The sequence below is a fragment of the Streptomyces sp. NPDC001380 genome (assembly GCF_042895785.1).
GTDB lineage: Bacteria > Actinomycetota > Actinomycetes > Streptomycetales > Streptomycetaceae > Peterkaempfera.
The window spans coordinates 159,027-181,085 of record NZ_JBIAWP010000009.1 but is presented as its reverse complement, the minus strand read 5'-3'; the positions used below and the strand labels follow the sequence as shown (position 1 = coordinate 181,085).

Here is a 22,059-nt window from a genome sequence, read left to right as displayed (position 1 = left end):
CCGGCCCCGCCGGTGCTCCGTGCCGTGCCGTCCCGGGCCCGGGACGGCACGGGCCTCAGCCCTCCAGCCGGGACAGGTCGCGGACCGCGCCGCGGTCCGCCGAGGTGGCCATGGCCGCGTAGGCGCGCAGCGCCGCCGAGACCTGCCGCTGCCGGTCCTTCGGCCGGTAGCCGCCGGACGCCTCCAGCCGGGCGCGGCGCGCGGCCAGCTCCTCGTCGGGGACCTCGAGCCGGATGGAGCGGTTCGGGATGTCGATGGAGATCGTGTCGCCGTCCTCGACCAGGGCGATGGTGCCGCCGGACGCCGCCTCCGGGGAGGCGTGGCCGATGGACAGGCCCGAGGTGCCGCCGGAGAAGCGCCCGTCGGTGACCAGCGCGCAGGACTTGCCGAGGCCCCGTCCCTTGAGGAAGGAGGTCGGGTAGAGCATCTCCTGCATGCCGGGGCCGCCCCGGGGGCCCTCGTAGCGGATGACGACGACGTCGCCGGCCTTGATCTGCTTGGCCAGGATCTTGTCGACGGCCTCCTCCTGGGACTCGCAGACCACGGCCGGCCCGGAGAAGGTCCAGATGGACTCGTCGACGCCCGCGGTCTTCACCACGCAGCCGTCCTCGGCGAGGTTGCCCCGGAGCACGGCGAGGCCGCCGTCCTTCGAGTAGGCGTGCGCGGCGTCGCGGATGCAGCCGTTCGCGGCGTCGGTGTCCAGCGAGTCCCAGCGCTCGGACTGGGAGAAGGCGGTCGCGGAGCGGACGCAGCCGGGGGCGGCGTGCCACAGCTCGACGGCCTCGGCGGAGGGCGAGCCGCCGCGCACGTCCCAGGTCTTCAGCCAGTCGGCGAGCGAGGGGCTGTGGACCGTGTGGACGTCCTCGTCGAGCAGCCCGGCGCGGTACAGCTCGCCGAGGATCGCGGGGATGCCGCCGGCCCGGTGGACGTCCTCCATGTAGTAGGTGCCGCCGGGGGCGACGTTCGGGGCGACCTTGGCCAGGCAGGGGACGCGGCGGGAGACGGCGTCGATGTCGGCGAGCCCGTAGTCCAGCTCGGCCTCCTGGGCGGCGGCGAGCAGGTGGAGGATGGTGTTGGTGGAGCCGCCCATGGCGATGTCGAGGGCCATGGCGTTGTCGAAGGCGGCGCGGGTGGCGATCGAGCGGGGCAGCACGGTGGTGTCGTCCTGCTCGTAGTGGCGCCGCGTGATGTCGACGACGGTGCGGCCGGCCCGCTCGTACAGGTCCCGGCGGGCGGTGTGGGTGGCGAGCACCGAGCCGTTGCCGGGCAGCGAGAGGCCCATGGCCTCGGTGAGGCAGTTCATCGAGTTGGCGGTGAACATGCCCGAGCAGGAGCCGCAGGTGGGGCAGGCGTTCTCCTCGATGCGGAGGATGTCCTCGTCGGAGACGTCCTCGTTGACCGCGTCGGAGATGGCGTTGATCAGGTCGAGCTTGCGGACGGTGCCGTCGACCAGGGTCGCCCGGCCGGCCTCCATGGGGCCGCCGGAGACGAAGACGGTCGGGATGTTCAGGCGCAGCGCGGCCATGAGCATGCCCGGGGTGATCTTGTCGCAGTTGGAGATGCAGATCAGGGCGTCCGCGCAGTGCGCGTTGACCATGTACTCGACCGAGTCGGCGATCAGGTCGCGGGACGGCAGCGAGTAGAGCATGCCGCCGTGGCCCATGGCGATGCCGTCGTCGACCGCGATGGTGTTGAACTCGCGGGGGACGGCCCCGGCCGCCTTGACCGCCTCGGAGACGATCCGGCCGACCGGCTGGAGGTGCGTGTGGCCGGGCACGAACTCGGTGAAGCTGTTGGCCACCGCGACGATCGGCTTGCCGATGTCCCGGCTGTCCACGCCGGAGGCCCGCATGAGGGCCCGGGCGCCCGCCATGTTGCGGCCGTGGGTGACGGTACGCGACCTCAGCTCGGGCACGGTGCTCCACTCCCTTCGCGCCGCGGCGGCGGTGTGTGCGACGCGGGCGGTCCTGCTCTGCGGCTTCTGCGGACCGGTGGGGCGCACCGGGTCCGTGACGGTCGAGCGTACGCCTCCGGCGCCGCCATCCGGACATGGCGTCCGGATGGCGGGACCGCGTCGCGGCGCGGGAGGGCGCGGGCCGGGCCGCGGGGGCGCGGGGTGCGCGGCGGGGGCGCGGGCGGGGGTCAGCGCTCCGTGAGGTAGCGCTGCAGCACCGGCGCGACCAGCCGGACCAGCTCCTCCGGGTCGGCCGAGGCCAGCGGCTCCACCCGGATCACGTACCGGGCGAGCGCGAGGCCGACCATGTGGGAGGCGGCCAGCTCGGCCCGCAGCTGCGGCTCGGGGACGTCCAGTCCGGCCGCGATCCGCTCCATCAGCTCGCGGGAGACGAACTCCCTGAGCATGACCGTGGCCTGGTCCTCCGTCAGGGCCGAGCGGATGACGGCGATCAGCCGCTCCCGGACCTCCGGCTGCTCCCAGAGCGACAGGAAGGAGCGGGCCAGCCGCTCCCCCACCCCCTCGGGGCCGCCCGCCACCGCGTCGTGGACCATCAGCGCCGGGGCGAAGGTGATCTCCAGTGCGGCGGCGAAGAGCTGATCCTTGCTGCCGAAGTGGTGGTGGACCAGCGCCGGGTCCACCCCCGCCGCCCGGGCGATGCCGCGGATCGACGCCTTGGCGTAGCCGCGGGCGGCGAACTCCGACCGGGCGGCGGCCAGGATCGCCTCCCGGGTCCGCGGCGCCCCGGCCCGCGAGCCCGCCGGGCGGCCGCGGCGGCGGGCCGGCGCCTCCTCCGCGCTCACCGGCGCGCACCCCCGTCCGCGTTCGCACTCCCGTCGGCGCTCCCGTCCACGGCACCGGCACCGGCACCAGCGACGACGCCGACCACGAGCTCCACCACGTACGGCTCCACGACCACGCCGTCGGGGAACGCGGCCAGCAGCGCCTCCCGCTCGGCGGCCAGCAGCCGCTCCCGGTCCGCGGGGGCGAGCACCGCCACGTACGAGCGCGACGCCTGGTCCAGCAGGGCGGTCCCGAGCGGCACCCGGCGCTCCCAGCGGACCGCGGCGGTGGAGACCCGCAGGCCGGAGCGGGACAGGTCCTCCGGGGGCCCGCCGTACGGCCGGTGCCCGTGGTACCGCGGGCAGGCCGCGCGCATCCGGGCGGACTGCTCCCGCACCCACGGGACCCCGCGGTCCTTGAGGTTCCACCACAGCGCCAGCGCGCCGCCGGGCCGCAGCACCCGGACCGCCTCGGGCACCGAGCGCGCCGGGTCGGTCCAGTGGAAGGCCTGGGCGTAGGTGACCAGGTCCGCGGAGGAGTCCCGGAACGGCAGGGCGTTGCCGTCGGCGCGCACCAGCGGCAGCCCCGGGCTGACCGCGCGCAGCCGCCCGGCCATGCCCGCGGTGGGCTCGACGGCGGTGACGCGGGCGCCGCGGGCGAGCAGGGCGCGGGCGGAGATGCCGGTGCCCGCCCCCACGTCCAGCACGTCGGCGCCGGCCAGCGGGCGGCCCGCCAGCTCCTCGACGGCGTCGAGGAGCGCAGCGGGGTAGGAGGGCCGGGCGGCGTCGTACTCGGCCGCGACCGCCCCGAAGGAGGAGGCGAGGTCAGCCCCTCCGTTGGCTCCCATCCGCCCGTCCCCTTCCCCTGCGGCGTCCGCCGCGGTGCTCCCCGCGGTCGTGCCTCAGCCTACGTGCGCCGAGGGGGCGAGGTGCTTGCGCGTGAAGGCCAGCGCCTCCGCCAGGTCGGCCTCGCGCTCGTCGGGGGTCGCGGCGCGGCGGGTGTTGACCTCCAGGACGACGTGGCCGTCGAAGCCGCCGGCGGACAGGCGGTCCAGCAGCTCGGCGCAGGGCTGGGTGCCGCGGCCGGGGATGAGGTGCTCGTCCTTGGCCGAGCCGCTGCCGTCGGCGAGGTGGACGTGCGCCAGCCGGTCGCCCATGCGGTCCACCATGGCCAGGGCGTCGACCCGGGAGGTGGCGGCGTGGGAGAGGTCGACGGTGAAGTGCCGGTAGTCCTCGTCCGTGGGGTCCCAGCCCGGCGCGTACGCGAGGACCTCGCGGTCGCGGTAGCGCCACGGGTACATGTTCTCCACCGCGAACCGGACGTCGGTCTCGTCCGCCATCCGCCACACGCCCTCGACGAACTCGCGGGCGTACTGCCGCTGCCAGCGGAACGGCGGGTGGACCACCACGGTCCCCGCGCCCAGCTTCTCGGCGGCGGCGCGGGCGCGCTCCAGCTTGGTCCACGGGTCGGTGCTCCACACCCGCTGCGTGATGAGCAGGCAGGGGGCGTGCACGGCCAGGATCGGGACGCCGTGGTCGTCGGAGAGGCGGCGCAGCGCCTCGATGTCCTGGCTGACCGGGTCGGTCCACACCATGACCTCGACGCCGTCGTAGCCGAGGCGGGCGGCGGCCTCGAAGGCGGCGGCGGTGTTCTCCGGGTAGACCGAGGCGGTGGAGAGGGCGACCCTGGCGCCCGGCCCGCGGCCGCCGGCCGGGGCGGGGGCGGCGGGGAGGCGGGGGGCGGCGGTCGCGGCGGGGCGGCCGGCCGGGGCCGGTGCGGGTGCCGGTTCCGGTGCCGGTCCGAGGACGCCCGGCGGCTGCGGCAGGGACCGCCCGTCGGGGCCGCGCAGGGTGCCGGGCGCGACGGCCGTGCCGGCGGGGCGGTCGGAGGCGGTGGCGGCGGGGGTGCCGGCGTCCGGGGGCGGCGTGGGCGCGGGCGCCGGGGCGGCGGGTGCCGGGGTCGCCGCGGACCCGGCGGCGCCGGGGAGCGCGACCGCCCGCGCCGCGCGCGCGGCGTCGGCGGCCTTCGCGGCGGCCCGCTTCACGGCGGCGGTCTGCTTCACCGCGGCCTGCCGGGCGGCGGCGGCCTGCTTCACCGGGACCCGTCCGGCGCCGCCGGTACCACCGGTGCCGCCGGCGCCCCCCGGGCCGTGCGGCCGGCCGCCGGCGTCGGCGGCCGCGTCGTCCGCGGACTCCGTGCCGCGCCGGGCGGCGGCCCGGCGGGCGCGGGCGGCCTCCAGGGCAGCGCCCGCGACCTCCCGGGTCGCGGCGGCGCGCTTGGCCACCACGCGCCGGGCGGCGCGGGCCGCGCGCCGCGCCTCGGTGTCGGGGCCGTCCGTGCCGGGGCCGCCGCTGCCGGGGCCGTCCGGGACCGGGCCGTCGCCGGCCGGGCCCCGCCGGTCCGGGGCGTCGCGGTCCGGCCCCGCCGTGTCCTGGTCCGCTGGGTCCGCCACGGAAGACAGACTATGCGGCTCCCGTGCGCCGCGGGACCCCGCCCGGCCGCCGGTCGGGGGTGCTGCGGCCCCGTCCGGGGCCTCGGATGGTCCGGTCATGCGCATGCCGCCGAGTCGTCGAGGGTCTCTCCTGCCGCCGGGTCCGGGCTCGCACCGGCCCCGTGCTCCTGCCCCCGGCGCCCGCCGGTGACCCGTGGCACGGACCTCAGGGGGTCGTCCCTTCACACGCCGCCCGACCCGGTGCCCGTCTCCGTCATCATGTCCAGGCGCCGCAGGATGACGCCCTCGCGCAGCGCCCAGGGGCAGATGTCGACCTCCTCCAGCCCGAAGAGGTCCATCGCGGCGTCGGCGACCAGCGCCCCCGCGAGGAGCTGCCGGGCCCGGCCCTCGGAGACCCCCGGTATGCGGGCGCGCTCGGCCTCCGTCATCGTGGCGATCCTCGGCAGCCACTCGCCGAGGCCGGCCTTGGTGAGCCGCCGCGGCACGTAGGGGCCGGCCTCGGAGCGGGGCGCGCCGGTCATCCGGGCGAGCTGCTTGAACGTCTTGGAGGTGGCGACCGTGTGCCCGGGCGGCCCGAGCCGGGAGACGCCGCCCACGACCCGGGCGATCTCGGCGCGGACCTGGCGCCGCACCTCCCGCACGTCCTCCGGGCTCGGCGGGTCGCCGGGCAGCCGCCCGGAGGTGAGCCGGCCCGCCCCCAGCGGCAGCGACACGGCGACGTCGGGGGACTCGTCCACGCCGCAGGCGATCTCCAGGGAGCCGCCGCCGATGTCCAGGACCAGCAGCCGGCCCGAGGACCAGCCGAACCAGCGGCGGGCGGCGAGGAAGGTCAGCCGCGCCTCGTCCCCGCCGGAGAGCACCCGCAGCGCGACGCCGGTCTCCTGCTCGACCCGGGCCAGCACCTCCTCGCCGTTGGCCGCCTCGCGGACGGCGGAGGTGGCGAACGGGAGCACGTCCTCGACGCCCTTGTCCTCGGCGACCCGCATCGCGGAGGCGACGGCCGCGACCAGGCGGTGCACGCCGTCCGCGGTGATGGCGCCGTCCGCGTCCAGCAGTTCGGCGAGGCGCAGCTCCTCCTTGGAGGAGAAGGCGGGCATCGGGCACGCACCCCGGTGCGCGTCCACCACGAGGAAGTGGACGGTGTTGGAACCCACGTCGAGTACGCCCAGTCGCATAGCGCTCCACGCTACCGGCACGGCGGCGCAGGTCGGAGGGGTTCCCGGACCCCGGGAGGGCGTCCGCGGGCGGGACGGGCGCCGCACGCGCCCCGGCGGCTGCGGCGGGGCCCCGGCCGGGAGGTCCCGCGGAAGCCCGGCAAACACTCCGCTAACGGGACGATCCGCTCCCCCGGGCAGGGCATAGGCTGGCCCCGTGGCAGCAGCAGAGAAGGACCGGGGACACGGCACCGCGCGCGGCACGGGAGCGGCGCGCCGCCGCGAGGTGCCGCTGGACTTCCCCCGGGCGTGGGTGGAGTTCCCCGACCCGGCCGACGAGGACCAGGTCTTCCGCTGCGACCTGACGTGGCTGACCTCCCGCTGGGCCTGCATCTTCGGCCGCGGCTGCCACGGCATCCGCCCCGGCCGCGGCGAGTCCGACGGGTGCTGCACCCTGGGCGCCCACTGGTCCGACGAGGACGACGAGCAGCGCGTGGCGGAGCACGCCGCCCGGCTGACCCCCGAGACGTGGCAGTACCACCACCTGGGCACCGGCCCGGACGGCTCGGTGCTGCTCGACGGCGGCATCACCCAGCTCGACGAGGACGGCGACCGGCAGACCCGCCGGGCCGACGGCGCCTGCGTCTTCCTCAACCGGCCGGGCTTCCCCGGGGGCGCCGGCTGCGCCCTGCACACGCTCGCCCTCAAGGAGGGCCGCGAGCCGCTGGAGACCAAGCCCGACGTCTGCTGGCAGCTGCCGATCCGGCGCACCTACGAGTGGGTGGACCGGCCCGACGACACCCGGGTGCTGGTGGTCTCCATCGGCGAGTACGACCGCCGCAGCTGGGGGCCGGGCGGGCACGACCTGCACTGGTGGTGCACCGGCAGCCCGGAGGCGCACGGCGGCTCCGAGCCGGTGTACGTCGGCTACCGGCCGGAGCTCACCGAGCTGATGGGCCCCGAGGGGTACGCGGTGCTGGCCGGGCTGTGCGAGGAGCGGATCGCCGCCCGCGCCGACCGGACCCTGGCGCCCCACCCGGCGGACCCGGAGCGGTAGGCGGGCGCCGCCGGGCCGGAAAACCGGTGGCGGCCCGGCCGCCGCGCCGCGCAGGCTCGTGGGGACGCACCCGGCGCAGAAGGCGAGGAGAGCGACCGTGACCGACGAGACCACCGCCCCCGACGAGGCCACCGCCCGCGGCGGGACCGGCGGGCACGGAGAACCCGGCGCGGAGGCGGCCGGGAGGCTGGCGCCCGGCAGCGAGGTGACGGTCCTGCTGGTGAAGCACCCCCGGCCGGACGTCCGCTACCCGGCCCTGGTGGACGGGGACGACGGGACGCGGATCACCGTCCGGGCCCCCTGGGCGGGGCCGCCGAGCCGCGACTTCGGCTTCGTCCGGTTCGAGCGGGGCGACGTGTTCACCGAGCACTACTGGCGGGACCGCTGGTACTCCGTCAAGGAGGTGCGCGACGGGCGCGGGGCGCTGAAGGGCTGGTACTGCGACGTCACCCGGCCCGCGGCGGTCCGGGACGGCGCCGTGGTGGTCCACGACCTCGACCTGGACCTGTGGCTGCCGGCCGACCGGTCCGCGGCGCTGCGGCTGGACGAGGACGAGTTCCTCGCGAGCGGCCTTGCGGAGCGCGACCCCGCCGCCGCGGCCCGCGCCCGCGAGGCCCTGGACGAGCTGGAGCTGCTCTCCCGGGACGGCTTCGCCGCCCTGCTGGGCGGCTGAGCGGTCCGCCCGGTGCCGGGCGCGGGGCGGACCGGCCGCCGCCCCGGTGCCGGGCGCGGGGGCGTCAGCCCGTGCCGGGCGCCGTCCCGGAGCCGGACGGCGTCGGGGACGCGGTCCCCGACGGCTGCCCGGACGGCCCGGACGTCCCCGGCGGGGAGGAGGGCGCCGGGGAGGAGGGCGCCGGGCCCGACGGCTGCGGGGACGGCGGCGCCGGGGAGGACGGCGGGCCGTCCGAGGGGGAGGGCCGCCCGGTCGGGCCGCCCGAGGGCGCGGGGGTGGACGGCGGGGAGGACGGCGTCGGGGGCCGGTGCGTGCCCGAGGGGGACGGCCGCGGGCCGCCGCTGCCCTCCAGGGTGACGACGGACTCGGAGGGCTGCAGGGCCACGTGGGCGGTCCAGCGGCCGCGGGGCACCCGGTCGGGGTCGACCGTGACGATGAGGGTGATCCGCTGCCCGGGCTCCAGCACCCCGGAGTCCCGGCTGAGACGGAGCCAGGAGGCGTCGGTGACGGCCCGCCAGAAAAGGCTGTGGGCGCCGGTGTTGGTGAGGGTGACGACGGTGCGGCTGCCGTACTCGCTCGCCGCGACCGACAGCCGGCCGGCCGCGGCCCCCGCGGCGGCGGGCCCAGCGGCGGCGGGCCCGGCGGCGGGCGGCCCGGCGGGGATCCGCAGGGCCACCGGCACGGCCGCCCGGCCCGGGGCCTGCGCGGTGGCCTGCGGCAGCGGCGCCGGCGCGCCCGCCGCCTGCGGGACCGGCCCGCTCCGCGACGCCAGCGGGCCGAACCTCCGGGCGGTCTCCCGGTCCACCGGTCCCGCCCCGGCCGCGGGGCTCGGACCGGCCGTGGCCGGGCCGCCGGCCGGCGTGGCGCCGACCGTGTCCACCCGCACGGAGGAGACGGCGGCCGGGCCGCCCGCGCCGTCGCCGCCCCGGTGCGCCACCCAGAGCGCGGCCACCGGGGCGGCGAGCACCGCCGCGAGGACCGTCGTGGTCACGGCCCGGTTGCGCAGGGCCGCCGCCAGGTCCGGGGAGTCCGCCCGGTGCCGGGGGAAGCCCTGCCGGTCGAAGCGCGGGTCGGCCGCCGGGGCGGGGGCGCGGTGCACCCGGCCGCGGGCGGGGCCGGGGGCCGGGGCCGGCCCGCGCCCGCGCCGCGCGGCGCGGGCCCGGCGGCCCGCCGAGGCTCCCGCGAGGAAGGCGGCGCCGGCGGTCCCGGCCAGCGCCGCGACGGGCGCGTCCACCAGGGGCAGGGAGACCCCCGCCCCGGTGCCGCCGTGCAGCAGGCCGGTGCCCGGCCAGGCGTCCCCGGGCGCCTGCCGCCCGGCCGTGCCGCGGCAGGTGGGGCAGTCGTCCACGTGCCGCACCAGCTCGCGCCGGAGCGCCGGGACGAGGAGCATCCCGCCGTGGCCGCCGGCCGTGCGGCCGCCGCCGAGCAGGTCCAGCTCGGGGCACTCCGCGGCGGCGAGGACCCGCAGGGCCGTCCGGGTGCGGGCCACCTCGGCGCCGGCCCGGACGAGCAGCGCGGACGCCTCCTCCGGGAGGAGGCCGAGGACCGCGGCGACCTCGGCGGGGGCGAGCCCGTGGCGCATGGCCAGCTCCAGGGCCTCGCGCTGCTGCGGGGTGGTGCCCGCCGCCTCCGGCCAGGCCAGCAGCGCGAGGCGGCGGCGCCGCTCTTCCTGCTGCCCGGGCGGCGGCGGGGGCGGGGCGGCGTCCGCGCCCGGCTCCGGGTCCGGCCGGCCGGGGGCGGCGGCGTCCTCCAGGCGGAGCAGGCAGGCGTACCGGGCGAGCGAGTAGAGCCAGGCGCGCTGCAGGGAGGGGTCGCGCAGCCGTCCGTGGTGCCGGACCGCGAGGTCCCGCACCGACCGCACGGCGGCCAGCGCCGCGTCGTGGTCGCACAGCACGGACAGGCAGTAGGTGAAGAGGCCGTCCACGTGCCGCGCGCACGCCTCGTCGGGGCGCTGCCCGCCGCGCGGCGCGCTCCCGGTGGCCGGGGGGATCCGGATGTCGGCACTGGTCGTCACCCTGCCGACGTTAGGGGCGGTGCCCCGCCCGCCCGGTCCGGTTGCGCCGGTCATACTTCTTTCGGGTCACACCTCCACCGCTGAGGGTGACGGAACGGCGGCGGGCGCGTTGTCGGACCCGCCTTGTACGGTTCGGGGCATGGCAGCCCGTACCTCCTCCGGCAAGTCCTCCGCCAAGGCGCGCCCCTCCTACCGCTGCACCGAGTGCGGCAACCAGCTCCCCAAGTGGGTGGGCCGCTGCCCCGAGTGCAACGCCTGGGGCACGGTGGAGGAGTACGGCGCCGTGCCCGTGCGCACCACCGCGGCCGGCCCGGTCAGCGCCCCGGCGCGGCCGATCGCCCAGGTGGACGGGCAGGTCGCCACCGCCCGCCCCACCGGCGTCGACGAGCTGGACCGCGTGCTCGGCGGCGGCCTGGTGCCCGGCGCCGTGGTGCTGCTGGCGGGCGAGCCGGGCGTCGGCAAGTCCACCCTGCTGCTGGACGTCGCCGCGAAGGCCGCGACCGACCGGAACCGCACGCTGTACGTGACCGGCGAGGAGTCGGCGGGCCAGGTGCGGCTGCGCGCCGACCGCATCGGCGCCCTCTCCGACCACCTCTACCTGGCGGCCGAGACCGACCTCGGCGCCGTCCTCGGCCACATCGACCAGGTCGGCCCCTCGCTGCTGGTGCTGGACTCGGTGCAGACCATCGCCTCGGCCGAGCTGGACGGCGCGCCCGGCGGCATGGCCCAGGTCCGCGAGGTCGCCGGGGCGCTGATCCGCGCCTCCAAGGAGCGCGGCATGGCCACCCTGCTGGTCGGCCACGTCACCAAGGACGGCTCCATCGCCGGCCCCCGGCTGCTGGAGCACCTGGTGGACGTGGTGCTGAGCTTCGAGGGCGACCGGCACGCCCGGCTGCGGCTGATCCGCGGCGTCAAGAACCGCTACGGCGCGACCGACGAGGTCGGCTGCTTCGAGCTGCACGACGAGGGCATCGCGGGCCTGCCGGACCCGTCCGGCCTCTTCCTGACGCGCCGCGCGCAGCCCGTGCCGGGCACCTGCCTGACGGTCACCCTGGAGGGCCGCCGGCCGCTGGTGGCCGAGGTCCAGGCGCTGATGGTGGACTCCCAGATCCCCTCTCCGCGGCGCACCACCTCGGGCCTGGACTCCCCCCGGATCGCCATGGTGCTCGCCGTGGTGGAGCGCCACGGCGGGGTGCGGCTGGGCAAGCAGGACATCTACACCGCGACCGTCGGCGGGGTCCGGCTGACCGAGCCCGCCGCCGACCTGGCCATCGCCCTGTCGGTGGCCAGCTCCGCCGCCAACACCCCGCTGCCGAGCAACCTGGTCGCGATCGGCGAGGTGGGCCTGGCCGGCGAGGTGCGCCGGGTCACCGGCGTGCAGCGGCGCCTCGCGGAGGCCCACCGGCTGGGCTTCACCCACGCCCTGGTGCCGCAGGACCCGGGGAAGGTCCCGCCGGGGATGCGGGTGGTGGAGGTCGCCGACATCGGCGAGGCGATGGCGGCGATCCCGGGCCGCCACCCCTCCGCGGGGTCGGGAGGATCCGGCCCCGCGGCGGAGGACCGCACCGCCGGGGGCGGGCGCCCCGCGCGCCGTCCGCGCTCCCGCGCGTCCGCGGGCGCCGGTCCGGACGCCGGTCCCGCCGCCGGTGCCGGACCCGCGGACGGGGCCTGGGAGCTGGTCGAACCCGAGGGGGCGCCGGAGCCCTTCTGACGCGCGCCGCACGCCGCTCCGCCGCGGTCTCCAGCGGTCCCCCGCGCCTTCTTGACCCGCCCTGCCCCGACCCGCCACCCTCGCGGGCCGCCCGACGGTAAACTTTGCCCTGATCGCAACAAGGCAGGAACGGCAGAACGTCGGCAGACCGCACCGCCGGCCGACCGAGGGAGTCCAGTGGCAGCCAACGACCGGGCGGAGAAGTCCCCCCGCGAGGAGGCCCTGCTGCGTGCCTCCCTGAGCGCCGTCGCCCCCGGCACCGCCCTCCGCGACGGCCTGGAACGGGTGCTGCGCGGCAACACCGGCGGCCTGATCGTGCTCGGCTTCGACAAGGCCGTGGAGCCCATCTGCACCGGCGGCTTCGTGCTGGACGTCGAGTTCTCGGCCACCCGGCTGCGGGAGCTGTGCAAGCTCGACGGCGCGGTGGTGCTGGACAAGGACATCACCAAGATCGTGCGCGCGGGCGTGCACCTGGTGCCCGACTCCTCCATCCCCACCGACGAGACCGGCACCCGGCACCGCACCGCCGAGCGCGTCAACAAGCAGACCGGCTACCCGGTCGTCTCGGTCAGCCACTCCATGCGGCTGATCGCCCTCTACGTCAACGGCCAGCGCCGGGTGCTGGAGGACTCCGCCGCGATCCTCTCCCGCGCCAACCAGGCGCTCGCCACCCTGGAGCGCTACAAGCTGCGCCTGGACGAGGTGGCCGGCACCCTCTCCGCCCTGGAGATCGAGGACCTGGTCACCGTCCGGGACGTCACCGCGGTCGCCCAGCGGCTGGAGATGGTCCGCCGGATCGCCGCCGAGATCGCCGGGTACGTGGTGGAGCTCGGCACCGACGGCCGCCTGCTCTCCCTCCAGCTGGACGAGCTGATCGCGGGCGTCGAGCCGGAGCGCGAGCTGGTCGCCCGCGACTACTTCCCGGAGCGCGCCGCCAAGCGGGGCCGCACCGTCGGCGACGTCCTCGCCGACCTGGACGCGCTGAGCCAGACCGAGCTGCTCGACGTGCAGGCCGTCGCCAAGGCGCTCGGCCACCCGGGCACGCCCGAGGCGCTGGACTCCGCGGTCTCCCCGCGCGGCTACCGCCTGCTGGCCAAGGTGCCGCGGCTGCCCAACACCGTGATCGAGCGGCTGGTGGAGCACTTCGGCGGCCTGCAGAAGCTCCTCGCCGCCAGCGTCGACGACCTGCAGGCCGTGGACGGCGTCGGCGAGGCCCGCGCCCGCTCCGTGCGGGAGGGGCTCTCCCGGCTCGCGGAGTCGTCCATCCTGGAGCGCTACGTCTGATCCCGGCCGGTGCCCGGCCCGCGCCCCGGCGCGCGGGAGGGGGTGCCGCTGCGGCATGCGTCACCGTGCGGCACGAAGCCCGGCGGGCCTGGGGCCCGCCGGGCTTCGTCGTGCGCGGGGGCCGGGCGGGCCGGCCTCCCGCGGTCAGCTCTCCAGGCGGAAGGAGGCGCGGGCCGTGACGGGGGTCCCGGCGACACCGCCCAGGCTGGCCTGGACGAGGTAGACGCCGTCGCCGGCCGTGCCCGCGGGCGGGGGGCTCGGGCACTGGGGGGTGCTGCGGGTCCGGTCCCAGACGAAGGTCTCGGTGACGGCGCCGCCGGCGGGTACGGCCACCCACTGGGAGGTGCGGTCGGTGGGGCAGTCGCCCGAGGACCAGACCCGGCCCGCGCTGGCCTCGCTCACGGTGAGCACCGAGGCCGTCCGGCCGAGGTCGGCCCGGCAGGCGGGGCCGGAGTTGCGGACCGTCAGCTCGAAGCGGGGCCGCTCCTTGGGCTGGTACGCGTTGCTGGTCGTGGCCAGTTCGAGGGAGATCTGCGAGGTGGGGCAGATCGGCAGGGCGCGGGCCGCGGGGGTGTTGACCTGCACGCCGCCACTGCCGCTGCCGCTGCCGCCACCGGTGCCGCTGCCGCTGCCGCTGCCGCCGCCGGAGCCCGTGCTGCCGGCGGCGTCGTTCGACGTGGAGCCGGTCGTGCCGCCGGAGAGGCTGACGTCGCTGCCGCCGGTGCCGCCCGCGCCGCCGCTGCCCCCGTCGGCGCCACCGGTGCCCCCGGCGGTGTCGGAGCCGCCGTCGGCGCCCGGGCTCTCCCCCGCTCCCGGGGAGCCCGTGCCGCCGGAGCCGGAGCCGGTGTCGCCGCCGGTACCGCCGGGGACGCCCGAAACGCCGCCGGGGCCGCCCGGCCGGCCGGTGACCGCCGGTCCGCTGGGTCCGGTCCCCGGGGTGATGGAGGGGACGGGCGCCGGGTGCTTCCCGCTGGCCCTGTCGTCGCCTCCCCCGCCCGTGGACAGCCAGACGACGAGAGCCGCGATCGCGAGCAGCACGACGAACACGGCGAACCGCCGCCGCCAGTAGATGGACGCGGGCAGCGGTCCCACGGGATGGCGCAGAGAGGGCACGCGCAAACTCTACGAGAGACCGCACGCGCCCCACTGCATCAACACCGCTGCCAGGCGGCTTCTTTCAGATCATCAGCCTGATCCACCGACCGGGCGGCGGCCGTTCGGCGGCCCGTGGGAGGATCGGGGGGAGATGTCCGGAGAAACCGCCCTGCCGCTGCCCCTGCTGCACTCGACCGTCCTCGACTGGTACGCCGAACACGCCCGCGACCTGCCGTGGCGTGCACCGGACGCCACGCCGTGGGCGGTGATGGTCAGTGAGTTCATGCTCCAGCAGACCCCCGTGAAACGGGTGCTGCCCGCGTACGACGCCTGGCTGGAGCGCTGGCCCACGCCCGCCGCGCTGGCCGCCGACCCCCCGGGCGAGGCGGTGCGGATGTGGGGCCGTCTGGGCTACCCCCGGCGCGCCCTGCGGCTGCACGCCGCCGCCGCCGCGATCACCGAGCGGCACGGCGGCGCGGTGCCCTCCGACCACGCGGAGCTGCTGGCGCTGCCCGGCGTCGGCGAGTACACCGCCGCCGCCGTGGCGTCCTTCGCCTTCCGGCAGCGCCACGCGGTGCTGGACACCAACGTGCGACGGGTCTTCGCCCGGCTGGTCGAGGGTGTGGAGTACCCGCCGACCGCCACCACCGCCGCCGAGCGCCGCACCGCGACCGCGCTGCTGCCGGACGACGAGGAGACGGCCGCGACCTGGGCGGTGGCCGTGATGGAGCTGGGGGCGCTGGTCTGCACCGCCCGCACGCCGCGCTGCGGCGGGTGCCCGGTGGCGGCGGGCTGCGCCTGGCGCCTGGCGGGCAGCCCGCCGCACGACGGCCCGCCGCGGCGCGGCCAGACCTACGTCGGCACCGACCGGCAGGTGCGCGGCCGGCTGCTCGCGGTGCTGCGGGAGGCGCACGGCGAGGTGGCGCAGGCCGCGCTGGACGCCGTCTGGGACGAGCCGGTGCAGCGGGCCCGGGCCCTGGACGGCCTGGTGGCCGACGGGCTGGTGGAGCCGGTGGGGCAGGGCCTGTACCGGCTGCCGGGGGCGGCTGCGGCGGACTGAGCCCCCGGAGGGCCGGGCCCCGAGGACCGTGCCCCGGACGGAGGGAGGGCCGGACACCCCGTGCGGGGTGTCCGGCCCTCCTGGCGCGGTGGGGCCGCCGGCGTCAGAGCGCCGCGGCGGGCTCGGGCACCGCGCCCTCGGCGCCGTCCGCCGCGGGGGCCCCGGACTCCGTCCCGGCGCCGCGGAGCGGCACCTCCTTGAGGAGGACGGCCGCGGCGATGCCGAGCACCGAGACCGCCGCGCCCCACAGGAAGACCGCGTGGATGCCGTTGGAGACGGCGTGGTGGTAGGCGTCCTGGAAGGCGGCGGGCAGGGTCCGCAGCACGGACGGGGTGAGCTGGGCGGTGCCGTCGGCGGCCCTGCCGCCCGCCGCGCCGAGGCTGTCCCGCATGGTGTCGGCGACCCGGTCGGTGAAGAGGGCACCGAAGAGCGCGACGCCGAAGGAGCCGCCGATGGTGCGGAAGAGGGTCGCGGTGGAGCTGGCGACGCCCATGTCCTTCGGTTCCACGCTGTTCTGCGCGACCAGCATGGTGATCTGCATGAGGAAGCCCATGCCGGCGCCGAGCACCACCATGTAGGCGCCGGAGGTGAACCGGCCGGTGTCGGTGGAGAGGGTGGAGAGCAGCAGTGCGCCGCCCGCCATGACGCCGGTGCCGAGGATCGGGAAGACCCGGTAGCGGCCGGTGCGGGTGACGGCCTGCCCGACGACCAGCGAGACCACGAGCATGCCCAGCATCATCGGCATGAGGAGCAGGCCGGAGTTGGTGGCGGAGGCGCCCTGGACGGTCTGCTGGTAGAGCGGCAGGAAGGTCACCGACCCGAACATGGTGAAACCGACCAGGAAGCCGATCACCGAGACGAGCGTGAAGTTGCGGTTGCGGAAGAGGCCCAGCGGCAGCACGGGCTCCTCGGCCCGGCGCTCGACGGCGGTGAAGCCGGCGAGGGAGAGCACGGCGAGCACGGCCATGCCGAGGATCTGCACGGACCCCCACGCGTACTCCTGGCCGCCCCAGGTGGTGATGAGCACCAGGGCGGTGATGCCGACGGTGAGCAGTGCGGCGCCGAGGTAGTCGATCCGGGCGGTGGAGCGGGTCCTGGGCAGGTGCAGCGTGGCGGTCACGACGGCGAGGGCCACGGCGCCCAGCGGCAGGTTGATGTAGAAGGTCCAGTGCCAGTTGAGGTGGTCGGTGATGAACCCGCCGACCAGCGGCCCGCCGATCATGGCGATGGCCATGACGCCGGCGAACATGCCCTGGTAGCGGCCGCGGTCGCGCGGGGGCACCAGCGCGCCCATGATCGACATCACGCCGACCATGAGGCCGCCGGCACCCAGGCCCTGGACCGCGCGGAAGCCGATCAGCTGGCCCATGGTCTGCGAGAGGCCGGACAGCGCCGAGCCCGCCAGGAAGACCACGATCGAGACGACGAAGACGCCCTTGCGGCCGTAGAGGTCGCCGAGCTTGCCCCAGATCGGGGTGGAGGCGGCGGTGGCCAGGGTGTAGGAGGTGACCACCCAGGAGAGGTGCTCCGCGCCGCCGAGGTCGCCGACGATGGTGGGCATCGCGGTGCCGACGATCAGGTTGTCGAGCATCGCCAGCAGCATGGTGATCACCAGGCCGACCATGACGACGCGGATCTCCCGCGGCGAGCGGGACTCGGAAGCGGCCGCCCCCTCCTGTCCGGCCGCCCTCTGCGGCGGTACCGACTGCTCCAGCGACGCCGCCTGTTTCCGCGACACGTTGCCCTCCCTGCGACGGCCGGCCGGCGGTGCCGCCCCCTGGTGACTTACTTGCCGACCGGCTAGTGAACTTTTCCTCCGCAAGCTAGGCTGCCTGCCTGCCGGCCGTCAAGTTGATTTCCGTCCAGCACCCTCCGCGCGGAAGACTGACCCCGGACACCCGGCCGGCATCCGCCGGCCACGCACGGACGAGGGACACGACCGAGGCGATGAACAAGCGATGAGCACCCGCACGCCGCGCGGCGACACCAGGGCCCGCATCCTCGACGTGGCCCTCGAACTCTTCGCCGAGCAGGGCTACGAGAAGACCTCCCTGCGCGAGATCGCGGACCGGCTGGGCGTGACCAAGGCCGCCCTGTACTACCACTTCAAGACCAAGGACGACATCGTCCGCGGCATCGTGGAGTCCGCCGCCGCCCCCCTCGACGAGGTCATCGCCTGGGGGGAGGGCCGGCCCTGGTCCCCGGAGATGCGCGACGAGGTGGTGCGCCGCTTCGCCGAGCGCATGGCCGAGCGCGTCCGGCTGCTCCGCTTCTTCCACGAGAACCAGCCCGCGGTCCGCGAGCTCAACGCCGGCGCCCTCTTCAAGCAGCGGATGATCTCGATGATCCGCCTGATCGAGGGCCCCGAGCGGACCTTCCAGGACCGCGTGCGGGCGGCCATGTCCCTGTTCGCGATCAACGCGGGGCTGTTCCTGCTGCAGGAGGACCCCGAGGAGCCGGACTCCGGCGACGCGGCCGAGCGGCAGGCGGCGGCACTGGAGGTGGCGCTGGAGATCGCCCGCCTCATCCGGCCGGGGACCGGCGGAGCGGGAGGCGGCGGGACCGGGGGCGCCGAGGCGGACGGGGACGCCGGGACCGCCTAGGAGCTGTCCGGCCGATCACGTGGAGGTGGAGGAAAAGGGCGGGCCCGGGGCTGTGGACCCCTGGTAGGACATGAGCCGATGGGTATTCAGGAACGTGACCGCAAGGTGTACCGGCCTCTGCGGCGAGCTGGCCTCGAGGTGATCCCCAACGCTGTGCCAGGGGACACGATGCCGTTCGTCCGCGGATACGGTGCGGAGGACGTGGCCGGAGGCTTCTCGCACCGGTACGACACCTTGCGGCTGGTCGAGCGGCTCAATGCGGACTGGTACGACCTGGCGGTCTCCTCGGGCCTCTTCGACCACCGGCGGGAGTTCCTCGTGCAGCTTCCGCAGGGCACCCGTTCGCACCGGGCCGCTCTGGAGCACCTGCACAGCGGCAACACTGCACCGGCGCTCTGGACCCGGGTCCGGCTGCTGGATCGCTGGGACATCATGGGCCGAGGCGCGGCATCGGCGTTCCTGGGCGTGCACTCAGGCCACCCGGGCTTCGGCATGATGGCTCTGGATGGCAGCGTGTACATCGAAGCCTCGACGGGCGAGACCGGCATCGACGTGCTCGCGGTGCATCACCCGGACCGCTCAGAGAACGTCCTGCGACACCTGGAGTGGATCACGCGTTACGACAGCCCTTACGCAAACCGCGAGGAAAAGCAGCGTGTTGCCGTCTGGCTCGCCGACCGCGCAGGGAGCCTTCCGGGTCGCTGATGACGAGGTCCCGGACGGTGACTGATCATGTGCGGAGCCAGATGACGAGGGCGGCCACGGTGATGGTGCCGAGGAAGACGTATCCGCGCTTGTCGTAACGGGTCGCGACGGCGCGGGAGTTCTTCAGCTTGTTGATGGCCCTCTCGACAGTGTTGCGCTTCTTGTACCGCTCCTCGTCGAATCCTGGTGGCCGTCCGCCTCGCGATCCTTTGCGCAGGCGGGCGGCTTGGCTGTCGGCCTTCTCCGGGATCGTGTGCCGGATGGCACGCTGCCGTAGGTACTGACGGCAAGGGCCGTTGCTGTAGGCCTTATCGGCCGCAACGCTGTCCGGCTTCTTGCGGGGCCTGCCAGACCCGAGCCGGGGGACCCGGATCTTCTCCGGTACCGGCGCGAACTGGGTGCAGTCGGCCCGCTGTCCTGGCGTGACGACCAGGGACAGCGGGCGGCAGAGGCCGTCCGCACTCAGGTGGATCTTGCTGGTGAAGCCGCCGCGCGAACGCCCCAGGCCCTCGCCTCCCGCACCACCTCCACCAGCCGGCCGACGAGACTCTGCCACGGACTTTCGTCCTGGTGTTCCACCATCTCGGCCCCCTTTGAGCCACCAAGGACCGGCGGCGGATCGATGCGAGCACCGGCCGCGTGCTGGTGCGCGCGCACGATGGTGGAGTCCACCGAGATGTCCCAGTCGATCTCGCCCGCCGCGTCGGTCGCCGCCTGGACTCGCTGCAGCAGAAGCTCCCAGGTGCCGTCCGCCGACCACAACCGATGGCGCTCATAAACGGTCTTCCACGGCCCGAACCGCTCCGGCAGATCGCGCCAGTGCACCCCGGTCCGAACCCGGTGAAGAATCCCATCGATCACCTGCCGGTGATCACGCCACCGCCCACACCGACCGTTACTCACCGGCAGGAACGGCCGCAGCCGCTCCCACTCCGCGTCCGACAGATCACCGCGCTCGCCCCGCCCCATACACGGGACAACGATCCGACCAACCGACAGTCACATGATCGTCCGGACAGCTCCTAGGGGCGGGGCAGCCCGGGGACGGGGCGGGAGCGGCTGAGGACGGGGGGCGGCCGCCGGGCCGGGAACAGCCGAGGGGCGGCCGGGTGTTCCGGCAGTGCCCGACGGCGGTCCCGAGCAGGGCCGGGAACAGCTGCGGGGGGGTCTCCCCCTCCGGAGCGGGGGCAAACCCGTGAGCCCGCTCACACGTATGCCGATGACTACGGGCACCGGTAGTAGCCGGTGCGCAGCCGTGTGGTGCCTGCTCACAGCAGGCAAATCGGCCATGCCTCCACCCACCGCACGGTCCGTATACGGACATGCGTAGTACAGCGGGCGTTTTGGGCCGCCTGCGGGCCTTTGTTACCACTGGTTCTGCCCGACGGGGAGCAGGTCGAAACATCGAAGTTCGGCCTCTCACCCGATCCGCTGAAGCCCCCGCTCAAAGTCGGGGCCCCGGCCCGCGCACCGGCACCTCACCGTGCCCTGCGGCAACCGGGCCGTCGAACCGATAGAGGACCCAGCGTGAAGCGCACCGCCCGTATCCGTCCCACCCGTCTTGCCGCCGCCATCGCCGGCGCCACCATGGCCACCGCCGCCCTCGGCGGCACCGCCTTCGCCGCGGACGACGTCAAGACCCTGAGTGCCCACGAGGCGCACGTGGCCCATGCCACGCACGCGGCGCACGAGGCCCACACCATCCACCTGGCCAACGAGGCCGCCAAGGCCGCCCGGGCCTCCGCCGGCGCCGCGAAGGCCCACGCCGCCCACGAGGCGCACACGATCGCCGCGGCCAACGCCGAGGCCCGCCGGAAGGCCGCCGCCGACGCCCGTGCCGAGGCCTCCGCCGCGCACAAGGCGCACCGGATCGCCGCCGCCAACGCCGAGGCCCGCCAGAAGGCCGCCGCCTCCCGCTCCTCCGAGCGGCAGCAGCTGCACGCCACCGCGGCCACCGCGGCCACGTCCGGCTACGCCTCCCCGGTCCCGGCCGGCACCCCGTTCAGCCAGTCCTTCGGTGTGCCGAACAGCGGCTACGCCGCCGGGTACCACACCGGCGCCGACTGGGCCGTCTCCACCGGCACCCCGCTGTACTCGATCGGCAACGCCACCGTCGTCTCCGCCGGCTGGGCGGGCGCCTACGGCAACTCCGTGACCCTGCGGCTCGCCGACGGCCACTACGCCCTGTACGCCCACATGTCGTCCGTCTCCGTGGGCGCCGGCCAGAGCGTGTCGGCGGGCGAGCAGATCGGCCGCTCCGGCAGCACCGGCAACTCCACCGGCCCGCACCTGCACTTCGAGATCCGCAACGTGAACTCCTACGGTTCCGTGATCGACCCGGTCTCGTACCTGCAGGGCAAGGGCGTCTCGCTCTGAGTCGCACCCCCCTCGCCCGCGGCCCCGCCGTCCCTCCCGGACGGCGGGGCCGCGGGCGTGTCCGCACGGCGTGGGGCCCGTCATCCGCGGCCCGGCCGGGCGCTCCCCCGCCGGGCGGTCCGCCCGTCGGCCCGCGAGCCGGCGGACGGCCGGTCCGGGCCGACGGGGGTGTGCGGACTCAGGAGGACAGGGTCGCCCGGTCACCCATCACCACGACCGGGTGCAGGGCCGGGTCCAGGGTGCGCAGCAGCTGCCGCATGGCCGCCAGGGGCAGGGTGACGCAGGCCGAGGAGCCGGCCCCGGGGTCGAGGTGGAGCCAGATCGAACCGCCCCGGGAGGCGCCCCGGGGGCGGCGGGGGTCCAGGGGGGAGGTGCCGGTCACCCGGTTGTAGTCGACGGCGATCACGTGGTCGAAGTCGTGCCGGTGGGAGGGGCCCCAGGCGGCGGGCGGGGTGAAGGCCGGGTCGTGGTGGTAAGGGAGCCTCGCCCCCGGGTCCGGCAGGACGCCGCCCGCGTCGTGCAGGGTGAAGACCCCCACGGGGCTGCGCTGGTCCCCCTCCCGGTGGTCGGGGGTCCAGCCGCGGCGGCCGTTGTGGGAGCGCCAGGACGCCTCGGCGGTCCAGGTGCCGCCGTGCCGCCGGTAGAGCACGACCCGGCCCGTGGGGGCGGAGGGGCCGTCGCCGTAGACCACGACGGCCTGGCGGGAACGGGCGGGGATGCGGGCCAGCCACCGGTCCGACAGCCCGGCGATCCGGCCGTCGGAGGCCGGTGCGGGCGGCGCGTGCGAGGCGGTGGCCGGGGCCGCGGACCGGGCACCCGCGGCGTCGCCCTGCGGGGCGGCGCCGCCGCCGCACGCCGTGAGCGCCGCGGACAGGACCGCAGGCCCCAGGAGCACCGCCGCCGTGCGTGCGCCGCCGACCCGCATTCCGGCCTCCCGCCCCTGTGTCCTGAACCCTGATGCACCGGTGCCCCGCTGCCCGGGCCTCCCGACGTTAGCAGTGCTGCGGCGGGGCGGCCGCGCGCCCCCCGGACCGGACGGGGGCGACCGGACCGGACGGGGGTGACCGGACCGGACGGGGGCCGGGCCCGGACACGCGGACGCCCCGCCGCCTCCGGAGAGGCGGCGGGGCGTCGCGCC

Annotated in this window: 17 protein-coding genes and 1 pseudogene; 8 read left to right on the top strand and 10 right to left on the bottom strand. The window is 76.4% G+C overall.

Features of this window, described 5'->3' with window-relative positions; genetic code table 11:
* Positions 1 to 55 precede the first annotated feature (55 nt).
* From ilvD to ACFY07_RS13845, 5 genes and pseudogenes are all read right to left on the bottom strand, one after another.
* A complete protein-coding gene (ilvD, locus tag ACFY07_RS13865; RefSeq protein ID WP_390868854.1) occupies positions 56 to 1,915 on the bottom strand; it encodes a dihydroxy-acid dehydratase in 1,860 nt (619 codons plus the stop codon).
* A gap of 227 nt (positions 1,916 to 2,142) precedes the next feature.
* Positions 2,143 to 2,757 (bottom strand): TetR family transcriptional regulator, encoded by a 615-nt coding sequence (locus ACFY07_RS13860; RefSeq protein WP_390868853.1) that lies wholly within the window; start codon positions 2,755 to 2,757, stop codon positions 2,143 to 2,145.
* Positions 2,754 to 3,584, bottom strand: coding sequence for a class I SAM-dependent methyltransferase (locus tag ACFY07_RS13855; RefSeq protein ID WP_390868852.1), 831 nt, complete (start codon positions 3,582 to 3,584; stop codon positions 2,754 to 2,756). Before ACFY07_RS13855 ends, ACFY07_RS13860 begins: the two co-directional genes overlap by 4 nt.
* A 54-nt stretch (positions 3,585 to 3,638) precedes the next feature.
* A pseudogene (locus ACFY07_RS13850) lies at positions 3,639 to 4,439 on the bottom strand (sugar phosphate isomerase/epimerase family protein); the annotation flags it as partial.
* Positions 4,440 to 5,410: 971 nt separating this feature from the next.
* Complete coding sequence (locus ACFY07_RS13845) at positions 5,411 to 6,364, bottom strand: Ppx/GppA family phosphatase (RefSeq protein ID WP_390868851.1); 954 nt, start codon at positions 6,362 to 6,364, stop codon at positions 5,411 to 5,413.
* 196 nt (positions 6,365 to 6,560) lie between these two features.
* Here ACFY07_RS13845 and ACFY07_RS13840 point away from each other — a divergent pair, with 196 nt between their 5' ends.
* Positions 6,561 to 7,400 (top strand): hypothetical protein, encoded by an 840-nt coding sequence (locus ACFY07_RS13840; protein WP_390868850.1) that lies wholly within the window; start codon positions 6,561 to 6,563, stop codon positions 7,398 to 7,400.
* 187 nt (positions 7,401 to 7,587) lie between these two features.
* Positions 7,588 to 8,073 (top strand): DUF402 domain-containing protein, encoded by a 486-nt coding sequence (locus tag ACFY07_RS13835; protein ID WP_390868925.1) that lies wholly within the window; start codon positions 7,588 to 7,590, stop codon positions 8,071 to 8,073.
* Positions 8,074 to 8,137: 64 nt separating this feature from the next.
* Here the strand turns inward: ACFY07_RS13835 and ACFY07_RS13830 are convergent, their stop codons facing one another.
* Complete coding sequence (locus ACFY07_RS13830) at positions 8,138 to 10,087, bottom strand: hypothetical protein (protein ID WP_390868849.1); 1,950 nt, start codon at positions 10,085 to 10,087, stop codon at positions 8,138 to 8,140.
* A 139-nt stretch (positions 10,088 to 10,226) separates the two neighbouring features.
* On the opposite strand from ACFY07_RS13830, the gene radA reads away from it, so the two are divergent.
* The gene (radA, locus tag ACFY07_RS13825; RefSeq protein WP_390868848.1) at positions 10,227 to 11,798 is read left to right on the top strand and encodes a DNA repair protein RadA; all 1,572 of its coding nucleotides are present in this window, start codon (positions 10,227 to 10,229) and stop codon (positions 11,796 to 11,798) included.
* A 177-nt stretch (positions 11,799 to 11,975) separates the two neighbouring features.
* Positions 11,976 to 13,082 (top strand): DNA integrity scanning diadenylate cyclase DisA, encoded by a 1,107-nt coding sequence (gene disA, locus ACFY07_RS13820; RefSeq protein ID WP_230748120.1) that lies wholly within the window; start codon positions 11,976 to 11,978, stop codon positions 13,080 to 13,082.
* Between the two features lie 144 nt (positions 13,083 to 13,226).
* Here the strand turns inward: disA and ACFY07_RS13815 are convergent, their stop codons facing one another.
* On the bottom strand, positions 13,227 to 14,195 hold the full coding sequence (locus ACFY07_RS13815; protein WP_390868847.1) for a hypothetical protein: 969 nt from the start codon (positions 14,193 to 14,195) through the stop codon (positions 13,227 to 13,229).
* Positions 14,196 to 14,328: 133 nt separating this feature from the next.
* On the opposite strand from ACFY07_RS13815, the gene ACFY07_RS13810 reads away from it, so the two are divergent.
* Complete coding sequence (locus ACFY07_RS13810) at positions 14,329 to 15,237, top strand: A/G-specific adenine glycosylase (protein ID WP_390868846.1); 909 nt, start codon at positions 14,329 to 14,331, stop codon at positions 15,235 to 15,237.
* A gap of 103 nt (positions 15,238 to 15,340) precedes the next feature.
* Here the strand turns inward: ACFY07_RS13810 and ACFY07_RS13805 are convergent, their stop codons facing one another.
* On the bottom strand, positions 15,341 to 16,861 hold the full coding sequence (locus ACFY07_RS13805; protein WP_390868924.1) for an MDR family MFS transporter: 1,521 nt from the start codon (positions 16,859 to 16,861) through the stop codon (positions 15,341 to 15,343).
* 334 nt (positions 16,862 to 17,195) lie between these two features.
* Here ACFY07_RS13805 and ACFY07_RS13800 point away from each other — a divergent pair, with 334 nt between their 5' ends.
* Both ACFY07_RS13800 and ACFY07_RS13795 read left to right on the top strand, forming a co-directional pair.
* Positions 17,196 to 17,840, top strand: coding sequence for a TetR/AcrR family transcriptional regulator (locus ACFY07_RS13800; protein WP_390868845.1), 645 nt, complete (start codon positions 17,196 to 17,198; stop codon positions 17,838 to 17,840).
* Positions 17,841 to 17,918: 78 nt separating this feature from the next.
* Positions 17,919 to 18,545, top strand: coding sequence for a hypothetical protein (locus ACFY07_RS13795; protein ID WP_390868844.1), 627 nt, complete (start codon positions 17,919 to 17,921; stop codon positions 18,543 to 18,545).
* A 25-nt stretch (positions 18,546 to 18,570) separates the two neighbouring features.
* On the opposite strand, the gene ACFY07_RS13790 is transcribed toward ACFY07_RS13795, so the two are convergent.
* Positions 18,571 to 19,514 (bottom strand): IS5 family transposase gene (locus tag ACFY07_RS13790; RefSeq protein WP_390868843.1). Its coding sequence is split into 2 segments (ribosomal slippage): positions 18,571 to 19,122 and positions 19,125 to 19,514, totalling 942 coding nucleotides; the frame shifts between segments, so codons are not numbered across the junction.
* Positions 19,515 to 20,072: 558 nt separating this feature from the next.
* Between ACFY07_RS13790 and ACFY07_RS13785 the strand changes: the two genes are divergently transcribed.
* Complete coding sequence (locus ACFY07_RS13785; RefSeq protein ID WP_390868842.1) at positions 20,073 to 20,921, top strand: M23 family metallopeptidase; 849 nt, start codon at positions 20,073 to 20,075, stop codon at positions 20,919 to 20,921.
* Positions 20,922 to 21,099: 178 nt separating this feature from the next.
* On the opposite strand, the gene ACFY07_RS13780 is transcribed toward ACFY07_RS13785, so the two are convergent.
* Positions 21,100 to 21,846, bottom strand: a complete 747-nt coding sequence (locus tag ACFY07_RS13780) for a hypothetical protein (RefSeq protein ID WP_390868841.1) — start codon at positions 21,844 to 21,846, stop codon at positions 21,100 to 21,102.
* Positions 21,847 to 22,059: the final 213 nt, after the last annotated feature.

Bases quoted from the DNA above. Each gene is read 5' to 3' on its own strand.
- ACFY07_RS13855 (WP_390868852.1), bottom strand. From the start codon at position 3,584: ATGGGAGCCAACGGAGGGGCTGACCTCGCCTCCTCCTTCGGGGCGGTC.
- ACFY07_RS13845 (WP_390868851.1), bottom strand. From the start codon at position 6,364: ATGCGACTGGGCGTACTCGACGTGGGTTCCAACACCGTCCACTTCCTC.
- radA (WP_390868848.1), top strand. From the start codon at position 10,227: ATGGCAGCCCGTACCTCCTCCGGCAAGTCCTCCGCCAAGGCGCGCCCC.
- ACFY07_RS13810 (WP_390868846.1), top strand. From the start codon at position 14,329: ATGTCCGGAGAAACCGCCCTGCCGCTGCCCCTGCTGCACTCGACCGTC.
- ACFY07_RS13805 (WP_390868924.1), bottom strand. From the start codon at position 16,861: ATGGTCGGCCTGGTGATCACCATGCTGCTGGCGATGCTCGACAACCTG.
- ACFY07_RS13800 (WP_390868845.1), top strand. From the start codon at position 17,196: ATGAGCACCCGCACGCCGCGCGGCGACACCAGGGCCCGCATCCTCGAC.
- ACFY07_RS13795 (WP_390868844.1), top strand. From the start codon at position 17,919: ATGGGTATTCAGGAACGTGACCGCAAGGTGTACCGGCCTCTGCGGCGA.
- ACFY07_RS13780 (WP_390868841.1), bottom strand. From the start codon at position 21,846: ATGCGGGTCGGCGGCGCACGCACGGCGGCGGTGCTCCTGGGGCCTGCG.